Origin of the sequence: Pseudomonas sp. dw_358 (assembly GCF_018449655.1) — a bacterium.
Classification (GTDB): domain Bacteria; phylum Pseudomonadota; class Gammaproteobacteria; order Pseudomonadales; family Pseudomonadaceae; genus Aquipseudomonas.
In genome coordinates this window covers 68,818-82,236 of sequence record NZ_JAAVUX010000006.1, presented here as the reverse complement: position 1 = coordinate 82,236, position 13,419 = coordinate 68,818, and the positions used below count along the sequence as shown (strand labels likewise).

12 protein-coding genes are annotated in these 13,419 nt (G+C 60.2%); 2 read left to right on the top strand and 10 right to left on the bottom strand.

Features of this window, described 5'->3' with window-relative positions; all coding sequences use genetic code 11:
* Positions 1 to 150 precede the first annotated feature (150 nt).
* The 3 genes from HB675_RS11280 to HB675_RS11270 all read right to left on the bottom strand — a co-directional run bounded on the left by HB675_RS11280 (position 151) and on the right by HB675_RS11270 (position 4,103).
* Positions 151 to 1,248: a polyamine ABC transporter substrate-binding protein gene (locus HB675_RS11280; RefSeq protein ID WP_213878391.1), complete on the bottom strand. Its 1,098-nt coding sequence runs from the start codon at positions 1,246 to 1,248 to the stop codon at positions 151 to 153.
* Between the two features lie 102 nt (positions 1,249 to 1,350).
* Positions 1,351 to 2,715 (bottom strand): aspartate aminotransferase family protein, encoded by a 1,365-nt coding sequence (locus HB675_RS11275; RefSeq protein ID WP_213878390.1) that lies wholly within the window; start codon positions 2,713 to 2,715, stop codon positions 1,351 to 1,353.
* Between the two features lie 29 nt (positions 2,716 to 2,744).
* Positions 2,745 to 4,103: a glutamine synthetase family protein gene (locus HB675_RS11270; protein ID WP_213878389.1), complete on the bottom strand. Its 1,359-nt coding sequence runs from the start codon at positions 4,101 to 4,103 to the stop codon at positions 2,745 to 2,747.
* A 745-nt stretch (positions 4,104 to 4,848) separates the two neighbouring features.
* On the opposite strand from HB675_RS11270, the gene HB675_RS11265 reads away from it, so the two are divergent.
* Positions 4,849 to 6,225 (top strand): glutamine synthetase family protein, encoded by a 1,377-nt coding sequence (locus tag HB675_RS11265; protein WP_213878388.1) that lies wholly within the window; start codon positions 4,849 to 4,851, stop codon positions 6,223 to 6,225.
* 108 nt (positions 6,226 to 6,333) lie between these two features.
* Positions 6,334 to 6,951, top strand: coding sequence for a TetR/AcrR family transcriptional regulator (locus HB675_RS11260; protein WP_213878387.1), 618 nt, complete (start codon positions 6,334 to 6,336; stop codon positions 6,949 to 6,951).
* Between the two features lie 49 nt (positions 6,952 to 7,000).
* On the opposite strand, the gene HB675_RS11255 is transcribed toward HB675_RS11260, so the two are convergent.
* The 7 genes from HB675_RS11255 to HB675_RS11225 form a co-directional block, all read right to left on the bottom strand.
* Complete coding sequence (locus HB675_RS11255) at positions 7,001 to 7,216, bottom strand: TOBE domain-containing protein (RefSeq protein ID WP_213878386.1); 216 nt, start codon at positions 7,214 to 7,216, stop codon at positions 7,001 to 7,003.
* Positions 7,217 to 7,239: 23 nt separating this feature from the next.
* A complete protein-coding gene (gene ssuB / locus HB675_RS11250; RefSeq protein ID WP_213878385.1) occupies positions 7,240 to 8,052 on the bottom strand; it encodes an aliphatic sulfonates ABC transporter ATP-binding protein in 813 nt (270 codons plus the stop codon).
* The gene (gene ssuC, locus HB675_RS11245; protein WP_213878384.1) at positions 8,049 to 8,846 is read right to left on the bottom strand and encodes an aliphatic sulfonate ABC transporter permease SsuC; all 798 of its coding nucleotides are present in this window, start codon (positions 8,844 to 8,846) and stop codon (positions 8,049 to 8,051) included. The genes ssuB and ssuC overlap by 4 nt, the downstream gene beginning before the upstream one ends.
* A 10-nt stretch (positions 8,847 to 8,856) precedes the next feature.
* A complete protein-coding gene (ssuD, locus tag HB675_RS11240; RefSeq protein ID WP_213878383.1) occupies positions 8,857 to 10,005 on the bottom strand; it encodes an FMNH2-dependent alkanesulfonate monooxygenase in 1,149 nt (382 codons plus the stop codon).
* Between the two features lie 53 nt (positions 10,006 to 10,058).
* Positions 10,059 to 11,024 carry a sulfonate ABC transporter substrate-binding protein gene (locus tag HB675_RS11235; protein ID WP_213878382.1) on the bottom strand — a complete coding sequence of 322 codons (966 nt, stop codon included), beginning with the start codon at positions 11,022 to 11,024 and terminating at the stop codon, positions 10,059 to 10,061.
* A gap of 36 nt (positions 11,025 to 11,060) precedes the next feature.
* A complete protein-coding gene (locus HB675_RS11230; RefSeq protein WP_213878381.1) occupies positions 11,061 to 11,699 on the bottom strand; it encodes a peroxiredoxin in 639 nt (212 codons plus the stop codon).
* A gap of 164 nt (positions 11,700 to 11,863) precedes the next feature.
* On the bottom strand, positions 11,864 to 13,258 hold the full coding sequence (locus HB675_RS11225; RefSeq protein WP_213878380.1) for an OprD family porin: 1,395 nt from the start codon (positions 13,256 to 13,258) through the stop codon (positions 11,864 to 11,866).
* Positions 13,259 to 13,419 lie beyond the last annotated feature (161 nt).

The window sequence follows — 13,419 nt, the reverse complement described above, 5'->3', positions numbered from 1 at the left end:
GATCCTCTCAATAACGCTCACGTGGGCGAAAGCCGGCCTGCCGAACAACTGCACCGGCGCGCAACTTACCTTCGTTGAACTCGTGCGGCAAAAGAAAATGTTCAGGGTGTCACCTGTTACATCATTTGTAACAGGTGACCGGGTGGCGGCTTACTTGCCCGACTTGATCGTGGTCCAGGTGCGGGTCAGGATCCGCTGGGTTGCGGCCGGCAAGTCGGCGATGGCGTACAGCTTGGCCTGCACATCAGCCGGCGGGTAGATGCCCGGGTCGCTGGTGATGTCCTTGTCGACGAACTCGGTGGCCGCGGCGTTGCCATTCGGGTATTTCACGGCGTTGGAAATGGCGGCCATGTTATGCGGGTCCATGATGAAGTTCATGAACTGGTAGGCGCCTTCGACGTTATCGGCATCCTTGGGAATGGCGAGCATGTCATAGAAACTGCCAGCGCCTTCCTTCGGAATGCTGTAAGCCACGTTCACGTTGTTCTTGGCGTCGAGGGCCCGGGCCTTGGCCTGGGAAATGTCACCCGAGTAACCCACGGCCACGCAGATGTTGCCGTTGGCCAGGTCCGAGATGTACTTGGACGAGTGGAAGTAAGTGATCGAGGGGCGAATCTTCAGGAACAGCGCTTCGGCTTCCTTGATCTGCTTGGGGTCCTGCGTATTGGTCGGGTAGCCCAGGTAGTGCAGCGCCACCGGAATCATTTCGGTCGGCGAGTCGAGGAAGCTGACACCGCAGCCCTTGAGCTTCTCGATGTTGCCTGGCTTGAACAGCAGGTCCCAGGAGTTGGTCGGTGCATCCGGGCCCAATGCGGCCTTGACCTTGTCGACGTTATAGCCGATGCCAATGGTGCCCCACAGGTAGGGGAACGCGTGCTTGTTGCCCGGGTCGCTGACCGACACGGCCTTGAGCAGGTTCTGGTTCAGGTTTTTCCAGTTGGGCAGTTTCGACTTGTCCAGTTCCAGGTAAACCCCGGCCTTGGCCTGTTTAGCGAGGAAGTTGTTCGACGGTACCACCACGTCGTAACCCGATTTGCCAGCCAGCAGCTTGGCTTCCAGGGTTTCGTTGCTGTCGTAGACGTCGTAGACGACTTTGATGCCCGAGGCTTTTTCGAAATTCTCGACTGTGTCCGGCGCGATGTAATCGGACCAGTTGTAAACGTGCAGAACCTTGTCGTCCGCCTGGACTGCACCGGCCATCACGCCCATCAGGGACATGGCGAGGAGAGTCTTGCCGAGTATCTTCATGCGTATTGCTCCAATTATTTTGAACCTGGTCTGCACAACCGATTTCAACTTCCTTGCGGCCGCCCGTGGACGGTCGCTCCTTGTGCCAGGCAAGCCTAGCATTTAGCCATTGATGGCTTCGAGTGTGAGGTCAAGGCACAAGCGTGCCTTTTCAATCAACTCGTCAATCTCGGCAAAACTGATCACCAGTGGCGGTGCGATGATCATGGTGTCCCCCACCGCCCGCATGATCAGGCCATTATCGAAACAGAACTGCCGGCAGATCATCCCCACGCCCAAGCCTTCATGGCGCTGGCGAGTCTGCTTGTCCGCCACCAGTTCTATCGCCCCCAACATGCCCAAGCCGCGAACTTCGCCCACCAATGGGTGTTCGGCGAGCTCGCGCAGACGTTTCTGCAAATACGGTGCCGTTTTGCTTTTCACCCGTTCGATAATTTTTTCATCGCGCAGAATGCGGATGTTTTCCAGGGCCACTGCCGCCGCCACCGGATGCCCCGAATAGGTGAAGCCGTGGTTGAAATCACCGCCTTCGTTGATCACCTTGACTACTTCGTTGCGCACGATCACACCGCCCATGGGGATGTAGCCACTGGTCAAGCCCTTGGCGATGGTCATGAGGTCGGGTTTGAGGCCATAGTAGTCACTGCCGAACCATTCACCGGTGCGGCCAAACCCACAGATCACCTCGTCAGCCACGAATAGAATGTCGTAGCGGGCAAGGATTTCCTTGATGCGCGGCCAGTAGCTGTCAGGGGGAATGATGACCCCGCCAGCGCCCTGGATCGGCTCTGCAATGAAGGCGGCGACCTGATCCACGCCCAGTTCGAGAATCTTCTGTTCCAGTTGGTCGGCCGCCCAGATGCCAAACTCGTCAGGGCTCATGTCGCCGCCCTCGCCGAACCAATAAGGCTGAGCAATATGCACGATGCCCGGGATGGGCAGATCGCCCTGCTCGTGCATGCCACTCATGCCGCCCAGGCTCGCGCCCGCCACCGTGGAGCCGTGATAGCCGTTCAAGCGACTGATGACCACCTTCTTCTGCGGCTGCCCCTTGAGCGTCCAATAATGGCGGACCAGGCGCAGTACCGTGTCATTGCCCTCGGAGCCGGAGCCGGTGAAAAACACGTGGCTCATACCCTCAGGCGCGACCTCGGCCACGACTTTGGCCAGTTCCAGTGCCGGCGGGTGCGCGGTCTGGAAGAACAGGTTGTAGTAGGGCAACTCGCGCATCTGCTGGCTCGCCGCGTCAGCAAGCTCGTCGCGACCGTAACCGATCGCCACGCACCAAAGACCGGCCATGCCGTCGAGTATCTTGTTGCCCTCACTGTCCCACAGGTGCACGCCGTGGGCTTTGGTGATGATCCGCGGGCCCTTTTCCTTCAGCTGTTTATAGTCGCTGAAGGGCGCCAGGTGATGCTCACCACTGAGGGCTTGCCAGGCGAGGGTTTGCGGGTTGTGGGTAGTCATCTTCAGGCTCCCTGTCTAATACGGTCTGGTCACACGGCGAACAGCAGGAACTCGCGCTCCCACGAGCTGATCACGCGTTTGAAGTTTTCATGCTCGGCACGCTTGACCGCCACGTAGCCGACAATGAATTTCTTGCCCAGGTACTTCTCGATGGTCTTGCTGTTTTCCATGCGCTCCAGGGCGTCTTCGATGGTCAGTGGCAGACGCAGATTGCGTCGCTCATAACCACGTCCCTGCACCGGTGCGCTGGGGTTGATCCCCTCGACCATGCCGATATAGCCGCACAGCAGGCTGGCAGCGATGGCCAGATACGGGTTGGCGTCGGCGCCCGGCAGGCGGTTTTCCACTCGGCGGTTCTGTGGGCCGGCGTCCGGTACCCGCAGGCCGACGGTGCGGTTTTCTTCACCCCACTCGACGTTGACCGGCGCCGAGGTGTCGGGCAGGAAACGACGGAATGAGTTGACGTTGGGGGCAAACAGCGGCAGCAGTTCGGGGATGTACTTTTGCAGGCCGCCAATGTGGTTGAGGAACAGCTGGCTCATCCCACCTTCTTCATTGGAGAAGATGTTCTTGCCGGTGTGGATATCGACGATGCTCTGGTGCAGGTGCATCGCACTGCCGGGCTCGCCGGTCATGGGCTTGGCCATGAAGGTCGCCGCCACGTTGTGCTTGAGGGCAGCCTCGCGCATGGTGCGCTTGAACACCAGAATCTGGTCGGCCAGATGCAGGGCGTTGCCGTGACGGAAGTTGATCTCCATCTGCGCGGTGCCGTCCTCGTGGATCAGGGTGTCGAGGTCGAGATTCTGCGCCTCGCACCAGTCGTAGACGTCTTCGAACAGCGGGTCGAACTCGTTCGCAGCCTCGATGGAGAACGACTGCCGGCCGGTTTCCGGGCGCCCGGAACGGCCGATGGGCGGCTCCAGCGGGAAATCCGGGTCTTCGTGGCGCTTGGTCAGATAGAACTCCATTTCCGGCGCCACAATGGGCTGCCAGCCGCGATCGGTATAGAGCTTCAACACCTTTTTGAGCACGTTGCGTGGCGACAACTCGATGGGGTTACCCTGTTTGTCGTAGGTGTCGTGGATCACCTGCGCCGTGGGTTCGATGGCCCAAGGCACGAGAAACACCGCGTTCTCGTCGGGGCGGCAGAGCATGTCGATGTCGGCCGGGTCCAGCAGCTCGTAATAGATGTCGTCTTCGACGTAGTCGCCGGTCACCGTCTGCAACAAGACACTTTCAGGCAGGCGCATGCCCTTTTCAGCGATGAACTTGTTGGTAGGGGAGATCTTGCCACGAGTGATCCCGGTCAAGTCGGCGATCAGGCACTCGACTTCGGTGATCTTGTGTTCTTTCAACCAATCGGTGAGCTGGTCGAGGCTGTTGCTCATAAATACCTCAGGAGGTAGAAAACCCGGGCGCGCAGGGGCGCCAGGCGCTTTGACGCTTGTGCGTCGTTTTGTCTTGCAAGCTTCAAGGTAGCAGGATTGCGCTGCACTTTTTGTGTCGAAAGAGCCGGCGGCCTGCGGGTTCGAGCATTCAGCCGGCCGATTTTTCAGGCAGCCGGCGCACCCCCGGTGCAAAAGGCTTGCCGGGCGATGAGCAAGAAGCCCGACGCAGAGCTGCTATCGTGATAGGGTTGAGGCGGGCGTGAAGCATCAAGAAATGAAAAAGCTGCGGGTCGGCTGTCAATTATATCGGCCAGACACCCCGTGATTTGGGAGAATCGAGGCATCGACGGCAAGGCACTTGCAGCGGCACACTGGGCGGAGAGCTTCGACAAGCGCGCGTAATTTATATTCGGCAATGGGCCGAGTCGCGAAGCCGCGCTAGCGCCGTTCGAAGGCAAGTGTGGCATATGATCCCCCGGTATTATTGCTGTTATGGGTTGCGATCGAGCTTAGCGCTGTTCATTTTTTTTCACAACACCCCCGTAAAAAATACAACACGGGGCGCTTCACGGGCGGGAGATCGGGTCACGGAAGCGGCCTGAATCGCCCCAAAATGTTGCAAAAACTGCTTTTGAGCGCCCCTTTAGGGCAAAACTGGGCTCGCTTGACTTCAGTATGGCTTTCCGATTGACTGATTCAGCTTGAGCCCAATGATTGATATTTTTAACAACAAAGGTGTTGCATCATGTCGGTACCCCCGCGTGCCGTTCAGCTTAACGAAGCGAACGCATTCCTTAAGGAACATCCTGAGGTTCTGTACGTCGACCTTCTGATTGCAGATATGAACGGTGTCGTTCGTGGCAAACGAATCGAACGCACCAGCCTCCACAAGGTTTACGAAAAAGGCATCAACCTGCCGGCCTCGCTCTTCGCCCTCGACATCAACGGCTCGACAGTGGAAAGCACGGGCCTGGGTCTGGATATCGGCGACGCCGATCGCATCTGCTATCCGATCCCCGACACCCTGTCCAACGAGCCCTGGCAGAAGCGCCCGACGGCTCAATTGTTGATGACCATGCACGAACTGGAGGGCACGCCCTTCTTTGCCGACCCTCGGGAAGTGCTGCGCCAGGTGGTGAGCAAGTTCGATGATCTGGGGCTGACCATCTGCGCCGCCTTCGAGCTGGAGTTCTACCTGATCGATCAAGAGAACGTGAACGGCCGCCCGCAGCCGCCACGCTCACCGATCTCGGGCAAACGCCCGCATTCGACCCAGGTCTACCTGATCGACGACCTCGACGAATACGTCGATTGCCTCCAGGACATTCTCGAAGGCGCCAAGGAGCAGGGCATTCCGGCCGACGCCATCGTCAAGGAAAGCGCCCCGGCGCAGTTCGAAGTCAACCTGCATCACGTGGCCGACCCGATCAAGGCCTGTGACTACGCAGTACTGCTCAAGCGACTGATCAAGAACATCGCCTACGACCATGAAATGGACACCACCTTCATGGCCAAACCCTATCCTGGCCAGGCGGGCAATGGCCTGCACGTGCACATCTCGATTCTGGACAAGGACGGCCGCAACATTTTCACCAGTGAGGATCCCGAGCAGAACGCCGCATTGCGTCACGCCATCGGCGGTGTGCTCGAGACCCTGCCCGCGTCCATGGCGTTCCTGTGCCCGAACGTCAACTCGTACCGCCGCTTCGGTGCTCAGTTCTACGTGCCCAACTCGCCTTGCTGGGGCCTCGACAACCGCACCGTGGCGCTGCGAGTGCCCACCGGGACCCCGGATGCCGTTCGCCTGGAACACCGGGTGGCCGGCGCCGATGCCAACCCCTACCTGCTGATGGCCGCGGTGCTGGCCGGCGTTCACCACGGCCTGACCAATCAGGTCGAACCGAACGATCCGGTGGAGGGCAACTCCTACGAGCAGAATGAGCAGAGCCTGCCGAACAACCTGCGCGATGCCTTGCGCGAGCTGGACGACAGCGAAATCCTCGCCCGTTACATCGACCCCAAGTACATCGACATTTTTGTCGCGTGCAAGGAAAGCGAGCTGGAAGAGTTCGAGCATTCCATCTCCGACCTTGAGTACAACTGGTATCTGCATACGGTGTAAGAACGGTTGCCTCCTGTAGCACCGGGTTCGCCCGGGAACGGCCAATACGCCCTTCCCGAGCAAGCTCGGTCCTACAACAACGGATGCCCGCCCCGTATACTCAGCCGCATGACGACTACGCCCCGCAAACCCCGCGCCCGCAGCCAGGCCCGTATCGACTCGATTCTCGAAGCGGCCCGCGAGCTATTGGCCAGCGAAGGGGTCGCCAGCCTGTCGATCTATGCTGTCGCCGAACGCGCGCAGATCCCGCCCTCCTCGGTCTACCACTTTTTCGCCAGCGTCCCGGCATTGCTGGAAGCGCTGACAGCTGACGTACACCGCGCCTTCCGCGCCTGCCTGCAAGCGCCGATCAGCATCCCGTTGCACAGCTGGCGTGATCTGTCCCGACTGGTGGAAATGCGCATGCTGGAGATCTACGAAGTGGACGCAGCCGCCCGGCAGCTGATCCTGGCCCAGCACGGTCTGACTGAGGTTACCCAGGCTGATCGACAACATGATCTGGAGCTCGGTGAGCTGATGCAGAACTTGTTCGATCAATACTTCGAACTGCCGCGCCTGCCGGAGGATGTGGACGTGTTCGCCCTGGCCATGGAGTTGGGGGATCGGGTCTATGCGCGTTCAGTGCAGTTGCATGGGCACATCACCGCGCGCATGGCCGAGGAAGGCATGCGGGTGTTCGATGCGTATGTGGGGCTGTATCTGCCGCCATTTCTGGCTCGGCGCTGATGGCCTTGCAAGGCTGCCCGCAATGAAGCCGGCAGCCCTCATGCACAACTTACAACTTGGCGATCGAGACCTCGGTCGACTTCACAAACGCGATCACCTCACTGCCTACCACCAACTCCAGCTCTTTCACCGAGCGCGTGGTGATTACCGAAGTGACAATGCCCGACGCCGTCTGCACGTCGATTTCCGAGAGCACCGGGCCTTCGATGATTTCCTTGACGGTACCTTTGAACTGGTTGCGTACGTTGATTGCCTTGATACTCATGGTGCAGTCCTCCCAGTATGAAATTAAAGCGCCCAACGCAACTGCGTCGGCAACGGTGATGTAGGTTCCGGGTCCGGCGGATTGCCAGGCAATGCCAGCACCCTGTGCAAGACCTCCGCTTCAAGCGAAGCCAACCGGTGTGAACCGCGTACCCGTGGGCGCGGCAGGTTGACGGCAAGGTCGAGACCGATTTCGCCGTCCTCGATCAGAATCACCCGGTCGGCCACCGCCACGGCTTCAGCCACGTCGTGGGTAACCAGCAAAACCGTGAAACCATGCTGCTGCCAGAGCCGCTCGATCAGTTGCTGCATTTCAATACGGGTCAGCGCATCCAGCGCCCCGAGCGGTTCATCCAACAGCAGCAAGCGCGGTTTGTGGATCAGCGCGCGAGCCAGCGCCACTCGCTGCTTTTGCCCGCCGGACAGCGCCGTAGGCCATTCGTTGGCCCGTTCTGCCAGGCCGACCGCTTCCAGCGCCTGCAAGGCCTGCGGGCGCCAATTGCCTTTAAGGCCCAGGCCGACGTTGTCGATCACTTTCTTCCAAGGCAGCAAACGGGCTTCCTGGAACATCAGCCGGGTGTCCTCGCGGGCGTCCCCAAGGGGGGCGCTGCCCGCCAGCAGTTGCCCACTGGTGGGCGCGTCGAGACCGGCCAGCAGTCTGAGCAAGGTACTCTTGCCGCAACCGCTGCGGCCGACAATGGCCACAAACTGGCCGGCCGGAATATGCAGGTCAATCCCGCGCAACACTTCGCGGTCACCGAACGCCTTGCGCACACCGCGCACTGCCAGCGGGATGCCCCGCAGCAAATGCGGAGGGCTTTCCTTGAGCACGGTCATGCTGCGCTCCTTTTCAAATTCGAGGGTTTCACCTGATAGGCCGGGTGCCAGCGCAGGCATACACGCTCCAGCCCCCGGGCTGCCAAGTCGGCCAGCTTGCCGAGGATGGCGTACAGGACAATGGCCAGCACAACCACATCAGTTTGCAGAAATTCCCGGGCGTTCATGGCCAGATAACCGATACCGGAGCTGGCGGAAATGGTCTCCGCGACAATCAATGTCAACCACATGAAACCCAGGGCAAAACGCACGCCCACCAGAATAGACGGCAGCGCACCCGGCAGTATCACTTGCCGGAACAGGCCGAAACCCGACAGGCCATAGCTGCGTGACATCTCCACCAATGCCGGATCGATGTTGCGGATACCGTGGTAGGTGTTCAGGTAAATCGGGAACAAGGTGCCCAGGGCCACGAGGAAAATCTTCGCGGTCTCGTCGATGCCGAACCACAGGATCACCAGTGGAATAAGCGCCAGGTGTGGCACGTTGCGAATCATTTGAATGGAGCTGTCCAGCAGGCGCTCACCCCAGGCCGACAGGCCGGTGATGAACCCCAACGCCAGACCGATGGAGCCACCGATGGCAAAGCCTACGGCCGCACGCCAGGTGCTGATGCCCAAGTGGGTCCAGATCTCGCCGCTGCGCACCAGACTCACGCCCGCCTCTACCACTGCGCTGGGCGATGGCAGAATGCGCGTCGACAGCCACCCGGCACTGACCGACAGCTGCCATACCAACAGCAACAGAATCGGCAGCACCCACGGCGCTGCGCGATGTAACCAAGGATTGTTCATGGTGCTGCCCTCAGCTCTTTGCCGTTGCTTTGGGCAGGATGTCGTTGGCGACCATCTCGCCAAACGGGCTGACGTAGCTGGCACCTTCAGGCAGACCCGGACGCTCGACATCGAGGTGGGGGAACAGCAGCTCGGCAACGCGGTAGGACTCTTCCAGGTGGGGATACCCGGAGAAGATGAAGGTGTCGATACCCAGCGCCGCATACTCCTTGACCCGCTCGGCCACGGTCGGGCCATCGCCCACCAGCGCCGTGCCAGCACCGCCACGGACCAGGCCGACACCGGCCCACAAGTTAGGGCTGACTTCGAGCTTGTCCTTGCTGCCACCGTGGAGCGCAGCCATGCGTTGCTGGCCGACCGAATCGAAGCGCGCCAAAGACGCCTGGGCGCGGGCAATGGTCTCGTCGTCCACATGGGCGATCAGGCGGTCGGCGGCCTGCCAGGCTTCGGCATTGGTCTCGCGCACAATCACGTGCAGGCGAATGCCGAAGCGTACGGTACGGCCCAGGGCAGCGGCCTTATCCCGTACGGCGGCAATTTTCTCGGCGACGGCGGCCGGCGGCTCGCCCCAGGTCAGGTACAGCTCGACCTGCTCGGCGGCCAGGTCCTGGGCGGCATCCGATGAACCACCGAAATACAGCGGTGGACGCGGTTGCTGGATGGGCGGGTAGAGCAGCTTGGCGCCTTTGACGGTCAGGTGCTTGCCGTCATAGTCGACGGTTTCGCCTTCCAGCACGCGACGCCAGATGCGGGTGAATTCCACCGAGGCTTCATAACGTTCTTCATGGGTAAGAAACAGGCCGTCACCGGCCAGTTCGTCGGGATCGCCTCCCGTCACCAAATTGAACAGCGCACGTCCACCGGACAAGCGATCCAGGGTCGCCGCCTGACGGGCCGCGACCGTGGGCGAAATGATGCCGGGGCGCAGGGCCACCAGAAACTTCAGACGCTGGGTCACCGGAATCAACGAGGCCGCCACCAGCCAGGAATCCTCGCAGGAACGCCCGGTAGGGATCAGCACCCCGCCAAAACCCAGCCGGTCGGCCGCTTGGGCGATCTGTTGCAAATAGCCGTGATCCACTGCCCGCGCGCCCTCGGAGGTGCCAAGGTAATGGCCGTCACCGTGGGTAGGCAGAAACCAGAAAATATTGAGGCTCATGGAGTTGTCTCCTAAGGGTCGGGACGGGCCGGTACGGGCAGGTCCCTAAAGGCTTATTGGGCAGTGACGACCTTGGCCGGCGGTGTCCAGATCACGTCTTTGACCACCAGCGGCTTTGGGATCAGCTTGAGTTGATAGAAGCTGTCGGCGATTTTCTGCTGCGCGGCTACCACCTCGGGGGTGATGAATCCGGCCCCGTAGCCTTGGCGCTTGACCGAGGTCAGGGTGATGTCGGCCGGCAGCCCCAGCAGCGGTGCGACTTGCGCGGTCACTTCGTCGGGGTGGGCCTTGGACCATTCGCCCACCGAGCGCACTTCGTCGATCACCGTGGCGATCACCTGCGGATGTTGCTGGGCAAAGGGCTTGGTGGCCAGGTAGAACTGATGGTTGTCGGCCAGGCCTTCGGCGTCACGCAGGGTGCGCGCCTGGAGCTGGTTTTCGGCGGCGGCCTGGTACGGGTCCCAGATCACCCAGGCGTCCACCGCGCCCCGCTCGAATGCCGCACGTGCATCGGCCGGGGGCAGGAACACGGTCTGAATATCGGTGTATTTGAGGCCGGCATCCGCCAATGCACGAAGCAGCAGGTAGTGCACATTGGAGCCCTTGTTCAGGACCACTTTCTTGCCCTTGAGGTCGGCCACCGATTTGATCGGCGAATCCTTGGGCACCAGGATTGCCTCGCTGTGGGGCGCTGGCGGCTCATAGGCCACATAGAGCAAGTCGGCACCGGCGGCCTGGGCAAACACGGGGGGGGTTTCGCCGGTCACGCCAAAGTCGATGGAGCCCACGTTCAAACCTTCCAGCAGTTGCGGGCCGCCCGGGAACTCGGTCCATTGCACCTGCACACCCTGCTCGGCCAGGCGCTTTTCGAGCGTGCCACGGGCCTTGAGCAGCACCAGAGTGCCGTATTTCTGGTAACCGATACGCAGGGTATCGGCCTGGGCCTGGCTGAGCACGCCGAAGGAAACGGCGGCGGCAAACAGGGCGAAAAGACTGCGGCGCAAAGTCAGGGTGCGCATTGGCGCTCTCCATACAGCTTTAAATTGTCGTGGGGATCAGCGATTGGGTTGCGGGGTCAGGCGCAGGTACGGCTTGACCGCTTTGTAACCTTTTGGGAAGCGTTGCTTGAGTTCGGCTTCGTCCTTGAGCGACGGGACAATGACCACGTCATCACCGTCCTGCCAGTTGGCCGGGGTGGCCACCTTGTGGCTGTCAGTCAATTGCAGGGAATCGATCACCCGCAGGATTTCGTGGAAATTGCGCCCGGTGCTGGCCGGATAAGTAATGGTCAGGCGCACTTTCTTGTGGGGGTCGATCACGAACAGCGAACGCACGGTGAGGGTGTCGTTGGCATTCGGGTGAATCAGGTCGTACAAGTCCGAGACCTTGCGGTCGGCGTCGGCCAGGATCGGAAAGTTGACGGTGGTGTGCTGGGTTTCGTTGATGTCTTCGATCCAGCGATGATGGGAGTCCACCGGGTCCACCGAGAGGGCGATGGCCTTGACGCCACGCTGGGCAAATTCATCCTTGAGCTTGGCGGTGAAGCCCAACTCGGTGGTGCAGACCGGGGTGAAGTCCGCCGGATGAGAAAAGAGCACGCCCCAGCTATCGCCCAGCCACTCGTGAAAACGAATCGTGCCGGCGCTGGAATCCTGTGCGAAGTCGGGGGCGATGTCGCCGAGTCTGAGGCTCATGTGCTGCTCCTTGGCTGGGGTTGCATGGAGCGCTACTGTGCACGGAGTTTCAGAATATAAAAAAGAATAAATAACGATTTGTATATTCTATAAACATATATATAAGCCTCCCAAAATGCAGACGAAAAAAAACCCGGCCATCAGGCCGGGTCTCTTGGCAAGGCTTACAACAGCGGGATCTGATAGCTCAGGATCACACGGTTTTCGTCCTGCTCGCGCTGGCCGACGATGTCGTTACGCCAGGCTGCGTTTTTCCACATGATGCCGAAGTTCTTCAGCGGACCTTCCGGCACGACGTAGGCGATGGTGATATCACGTTCCCATTCCGATGCGTTGTTGTTGGTCTGGACGAACGTCGAGCCCGACTTCGCACCGTAGGTGTCGATGTTGTCGCCATGCAGGTAGACCACACCGAAGGTGGCACCCGGGAAACCGAGCTTGGCGAAGTCATAGGAGTAACGGGCCTGCCAGGTTTTCTCGCCGGCACGGCCGAACTTCTGGATTTGCATGTCAGTGATGGTGTAGTTCGACGAACCGTCACCCTGGTTCAGCCACGGGAAGTCGCTGCTGCCGTTGCTGACCTGGTAACCACCACCGAAGGTGTGGCCGGCCACGGTGTAGAGGAACAGACCGCTGGCCAGGTTGTTGCTGACTTCACCCTTGCCGTTGACCGCATGGTAGTCACCGGTGGTGTAGTACGCCGCGTCGTTACCGTCATGGCCATCGCTGCTGCTGTTGAAATAGCGCAGGTCGGATTTCAACACACCCGGGCCGATGGACCAGTTATGGACCAGACCGAGGAAGTGCTGTTTATAGAAGTTTTCCAGGTTGCCGTAGTAGTACTGCAACAACAGGTCCTTGTTGACCTTGTAGTCGGCGCCGGCGTAACGGAAATCGTTGCTGCGTTCGCCGATGTTGCTGTTGCCGCTGCCGTTGGCGCCACTGATGGACAGGTCTTCCAGGTTGCTGGAGTTACGGCCCTTGGCCTCGCTGATCTTACCGGCAATCAGGGTCAGGTCCTTGATCTCGTTAGAGGTGACCTGGCCACCTTGCCACCATTGCGGCACCAGACGACCGTCGTTGGACATGATCACCGGCAGTTTTGGCTGCAGGGTGCCCAGTTTGAAGACAGTCTTGGAAACGCGGGCCTTGGCGGTCAGGCCGCCGGTGGCGAAATCATTGACTGCGCTGCTGCCGTCACCGCTGGGGAATACGGTGCCGCCGTCCAGCAGGCCGGTGGCGTTGCCGCTCTTGCCGCCACTGGAATCCAGACGCAGTGCGTAGACGCCAATGGCGTCGAGACCGAAGCCGACAGTGCCCTGGGTGTAACCGGAAGTGAATTCGGCCTGAAACGCCTGGCCCCATTCTTCGTTCTTGCTCTGAACACCGGCCTTCTTGTTGGCCGCAGTGCCGGCCTGCGAGTCACGGTTATCGGTATTGATGTAGTAGTTGCGCAGTTTCAGGGTGGCGGTGCTGTCTTCCAGAAAGCCGTCGGCTTGCGCCTGACCAACCAGAAGGACGCCAGCCGCGACAGCCAGTGCCAAGGTGGATTTGAACATTGAAGCGCTCCTCTCGAATTTTCTAATTTTTGTAAACATCGGCCCGGAATCTGCTGTTCCGTGGTGGCCGCTGGGCGCGGTTAGTGCCAAAAGGTGACCGATCAATCAATGACCAGGGCCTGTCTTCCGAACCGTTTCTCAGGGCGTGCAGCTTAAAGATA

What these genes read in the sequence shown, in the direction of transcription:
- HB675_RS11280 (WP_213878391.1), bottom strand. Translation starts at nt 1,248, where the DNA reads ATGAAGATACTCGGCAAGACTCTCCTCGCCATGTCCCTGATGGGCGTG.
- HB675_RS11275 (WP_213878390.1), bottom strand. Translation starts at nt 2,715, where the DNA reads ATGACTACCCACAACCCGCAAACCCTCGCCTGGCAAGCCCTCAGTGGT.
- HB675_RS11270 (WP_213878389.1), bottom strand. Translation starts at nt 4,103, where the DNA reads ATGAGCAACAGCCTCGACCAGCTCACCGATTGGTTGAAAGAACACAAG.
- HB675_RS11265 (WP_213878388.1), top strand. Translation starts at nt 4,849, where the DNA reads ATGTCGGTACCCCCGCGTGCCGTTCAGCTTAACGAAGCGAACGCATTC.
- HB675_RS11260 (WP_213878387.1), top strand. Translation starts at nt 6,334, where the DNA reads ATGACGACTACGCCCCGCAAACCCCGCGCCCGCAGCCAGGCCCGTATC.
- HB675_RS11255 (WP_213878386.1), bottom strand. Translation starts at nt 7,216, where the DNA reads ATGAGTATCAAGGCAATCAACGTACGCAACCAGTTCAAAGGTACCGTC.
- ssuB (WP_213878385.1), bottom strand. Translation starts at nt 8,052, where the DNA reads ATGACCGTGCTCAAGGAAAGCCCTCCGCATTTGCTGCGGGGCATCCCG.
- ssuC (WP_213878384.1), bottom strand. Translation starts at nt 8,846, where the DNA reads ATGAACAATCCTTGGTTACATCGCGCAGCGCCGTGGGTGCTGCCGATT.
- ssuD (WP_213878383.1), bottom strand. Translation starts at nt 10,005, where the DNA reads ATGAGCCTCAATATTTTCTGGTTTCTGCCTACCCACGGTGACGGCCAT.
- HB675_RS11235 (WP_213878382.1), bottom strand. Translation starts at nt 11,024, where the DNA reads ATGCGCACCCTGACTTTGCGCCGCAGTCTTTTCGCCCTGTTTGCCGCC.
- HB675_RS11230 (WP_213878381.1), bottom strand. Translation starts at nt 11,699, where the DNA reads ATGAGCCTCAGACTCGGCGACATCGCCCCCGACTTCGCACAGGATTCC.
- HB675_RS11225 (WP_213878380.1), bottom strand. Translation starts at nt 13,258, where the DNA reads ATGTTCAAATCCACCTTGGCACTGGCTGTCGCGGCTGGCGTCCTTCTG.